General features: G+C 70.6%; 3 protein-coding genes and 1 pseudogene. 2 read left to right on the top strand and 2 right to left on the bottom strand.

The genetic code is table 11. From position 1 onward, the window contains the following. Positions 1 to 36 precede the first annotated feature (36 nt). Positions 37 to 1,344, bottom strand: a complete 1,308-nt coding sequence (locus ABZ749_RS31735) for an RICIN domain-containing protein (protein WP_357234296.1) — start codon at positions 1,342 to 1,344, stop codon at positions 37 to 39. Positions 1,345 to 1,501: 157 nt separating this feature from the next. Here ABZ749_RS31735 and ABZ749_RS31730 point away from each other — a divergent pair, with 157 nt between their 5' ends. After that, the gene (locus ABZ749_RS31730; RefSeq protein WP_357234293.1) at positions 1,502 to 2,689 is read left to right on the top strand and encodes a spore photoproduct lyase family protein; all 1,188 of its coding nucleotides are present in this window, start codon (positions 1,502 to 1,504) and stop codon (positions 2,687 to 2,689) included. 2 nt (positions 2,690 to 2,691) lie between these two features. On the opposite strand, the gene ABZ749_RS31725 is transcribed toward ABZ749_RS31730, so the two are convergent. Next, positions 2,692 to 3,396, bottom strand: a complete 705-nt coding sequence (locus ABZ749_RS31725) for a M15 family metallopeptidase (RefSeq protein WP_357234290.1) — start codon at positions 3,394 to 3,396, stop codon at positions 2,692 to 2,694. Positions 3,397 to 3,469: 73 nt separating this feature from the next. On the opposite strand from ABZ749_RS31725, the pseudogene ABZ749_RS31720 reads away from it, so the two are divergent. Further along, positions 3,470 to 3,556, top strand: a pseudogene (locus ABZ749_RS31720) (aconitase family protein); the annotation flags it as partial.

The following is a 3,556-nucleotide window of genomic DNA, read 5'->3' as shown; positions in this document are numbered from 1 at the left end:
GTCGCGGTTCACCCCGGCGCGGACGTGGCGGTGGGGCTATGACTGCGGCACCAGTCGGAAGGACTGCGCCGCGGTGCCGTTGCAGGCGTACTGGATGAGCTGGACGCTGTCCGCCGTGGATGCGCCCGGCACGTCGAGACACTTGCCGCTGGAGCGGTTGACCAGGCGGTAGTAGCCGCCGCCCTCGGGCTCGGCCCGCCACTGCTGGTTGTTGCCGCCGCTGTAGGACCACAGCTGGATGGGTGCGGAGTCGGCTGTCGACCGGTCGGTCACGTCGAGCACCTGGGCGCTGTTGTTGCGGTTGTTGACCCGCAGGTACCCGCCGCTGGTAGGCACGAACTGGTACTGCTGCGCGGTGCTGCTGTTGCACGCGTACTGCTGGATGGCCGTGCCGTTCGCGCTGGCCGCGGCCCGCGCGTCCATGCACTTGCCGTTGCCCCGGTTGACAACCGTGTGCCAGGCGGTCGGCGAGATGCCGTCGGCGGGCGGGGGCGTGGTCGGCGGGACGGTGCCGACGCCGGCCAGCCAGTGCAGCCCGTCGATCAGCAGCTGGTTCTGCTGCGCGCTGTCGAAGGTGGACGACAGCCCCGTGTTGGTGCTGTAGTTCATCGCGTTGTGACCGAAGTTGGCATAGAGCATCTTGTACTGCCGGTTGCTCCAGACGAGCGGGTAGTAGCCGCCGTACCAGGACTGGTTGGGGTCCGTGCCGACCGGGAAGCTGGACGGGTCGACCGAGGCGAGGATGTCGATGTTGGGGTTCTGCCGCAGGTCGTTGCTCCAGGAGTACCACTCGCTGATCGACGACGGGAACGTCGCCGGGAGGTTCCGGGTGGCGGCGTGGGTGCGGTTGTCGGCGCGCATCGTGACCCGGGTGGGTCCCCAGGTGTTCGTCTGGAACGAGCCGGTGCCGAGGAAGGTGTTGTAGTACCAGCTCCAGCTCGACGGGTTGTCGGTCCACGCGCTGACGTGGAAGCCCAGCCACGCACCGCCGTTCTGCATGTACTGCTGGAACGCGGCCCGCTGCGCGGTGGGCGGCGCGTCGTCCAGGAACATGACGACCTTGTACTGGGCCAGGTTGGAGGTGTTCAGCAGGCTCCAGTTGTTGGTGGCCTCCCAGGAGAAACCGTGCTGGGCGGCGGCCTGCGGGAACCAGGCCCGGGCGTCCTTGACGAAGTCGATGTGCGCGGCGTCCCAGGTGCCGTTGTAGAAGGCCAGGACCTTGAACGTCGGCGCGGCCTGCGCGCTTCGCGAGGCGCTGACAGCGACACCGGCGGTCAGCGCGACGACCAGGGCGACGAACAACGACAGGATTCGTCTGGTATGGGAGGAGAGTTCTGCGATCACCTGATCGTCCCTTCGGTGGGGACGCGCGCCGCCGCGTCGAGGTACATCTGTTCACAAGGTTTACAGATAGACGAAAGGTTATTCCTCTGACCTGATCGCGTCAATCGCCGATCGCCCGAACGGGTGGGATTCCTGCGGCAGCGGGTACCCCGGCCCGGTGACCAGCCCGGACGGCGTCGACGTCGACCAGCCGCTCGCCGTGGACGTGCCCGCCGCGCCGCACGACGCCAGTGGCGAACGCGTGCCGACCCGCGACCTCGCCGGCCTCGCGCCGCCGACCCGGTCGGCGCGCCGCTGGACCCCGAGCCGGGTGGTGGCCACCCCCGCCGCGCTCGACCACCCGCACGGCCAGCGGATCGTCGAACGGGTGCGGGCACTCGGAATCGAGGTGGAACACCTGCGCGCCAACCGGCTCACCGGGGTACGCGGGCAGACCGACCGGGAGACCTACGCCCGGGCCAAGTCGACGCTGGCGATAGTGGTGAGCCCACCCTCGCGGCGCGTGCTGCAACCCATCGCGCCCAGCGCCGACTGGCGGGTCGACCTGGCCGAGGGCTGCCCGGCGCACTGCCAGTACTGCTACCTCGCCGGATCCCTGTCCGGCCCGCCGGTGACCCGGGTGTACGCCGACCTCGACGACATCCTCGCCGGGCTGGCCGCGTACGCCGGGCGCGGCACGGTGACCAGCCGCAACGCGCGGCGCGCCGACGAGGGCACCACCTTCGAGGCGTCCTGCTACACCGACCCGCTCGCCCTGGAGCACCTGACCGGCAGTTGGCGGCGCGCGGTGCAGCACTTCGCCGACTGGGACGCCCCCGTGCAACTGCGCTGGACCACCAAGTACGCCGATGTGGACACCTTCGTGGGGCTGCCGCACGCCGGTCGGACCCGGGTCCGCTTCAGCGTCAACTGCGCACCGGTGAGCGAACGGTTCGAGGGCGGCACCGCCCGGGTGCCGGACCGGTTGGCCGCGCTGCGCCGGCTCGCCCTCGACGGTTACCCGGTCGGGCTGACCATCGCGCCGATCATCGCGCTGCCGCACTGGCGGGAACGCTACGGCGAACTGCTCGACCAGGTCCGCGCGGCGGTCGACGGGGTGCCCGACCTGGACCTGACCGCCGAGCTGATCACCCACCGGTTCACGCCGGGCAGCAAGGAGGTGCTGCTCGGCTGGTACCCGCGTACCCGGCTGGAGATGGACGAGGAGTCCCGCACCCGCAAGCACGGCAAGTTCGGCGCGGTGAAGTACGTCTACCCTCGCGAGCAGATGACCGAGCTGCGCGACTGGTTCACCACCGAACTCACCGCCCGCGTGCCGGCCTGCCGGGTCCTCTACTGGACCTGACGTCAGCCGACCGAGGAGCGGGCGACCGGGGCGGCGAAGAACGTGTCCGGGTACGGCTCGTCGCTCAGGCTGTAGTGCCACCACTCACGGTCGTAGTTGACGAACCCGGCGTCGGTCATCAGCCGCTGCAACAAGCGACGGTTGTCCCGTGCCGTCCCGGTGATGCGGGGGTCGGCAGTGTGCGCCCGCGGGTCGAAACAGTCGAAGCCCGTACCCATGTCGATGCTGTTGTCGGCGAAGCGCTGCCCGCGCGGCGCGGTGCAGGCGACCAGTGGTTGCCCGACCCGGTACGGAGGTTGGCTGGCGGCGGGCTCGTCGACAAGGGTCAGGTCCAGGGTGCTGCCGCGGCTGTGCGCGGTGGGCGCGCCGATGTAACCGTCGGCGAAGAGCCGGTTCTTGGCCAGGTCCGGGTAGAACTCGGCCTTGGTCTGTTGCTCGTCGGGGCGCTTCGACCAGGCGACGAAGTCGTCCACCGCCGGTTGCGGGCGGTAGCAGTCGTACACCTTGAGGCTGTGCCCACCGGTCAGCGCGGCGTCCTGTACGCGGCGCAGGGCCTCGGCCGCCTGCCGGGTGAGCAGGCACAGCGGCTCCCGGTAGCCGGCGATCGGCCGGCCGACGAAGTTGTGCGGCGTGGCGTACCGGATGTCGGCGTGGATGCGCGGGTCGACGTCGGTCAGCACCACGAACCCCGGTAGCGGGGCCGGCACGGAGGTGGACGGGGTCGGCGTGGGTGTGGGGCTCGCCGACGTCGGCCGCGGCGCGGCCGGCGCGGGGCGGGGCACCCAGCCGGGCATGACGATCGTCTGTGGCGATTCGCACACCGCCACCCACGGCGCCTTCGGAGCGCTCGCCTTCGGCATCGGCACC

This window comes from Micromonospora sp. NPDC047753 (assembly GCF_040642735.1).
GTDB lineage: Bacteria > Actinomycetota > Actinomycetes > Mycobacteriales > Micromonosporaceae > Micromonospora.
Note: the sequence above shows the minus strand (reverse complement) of the source record. Positions and strands in the feature narration are given on the sequence as shown.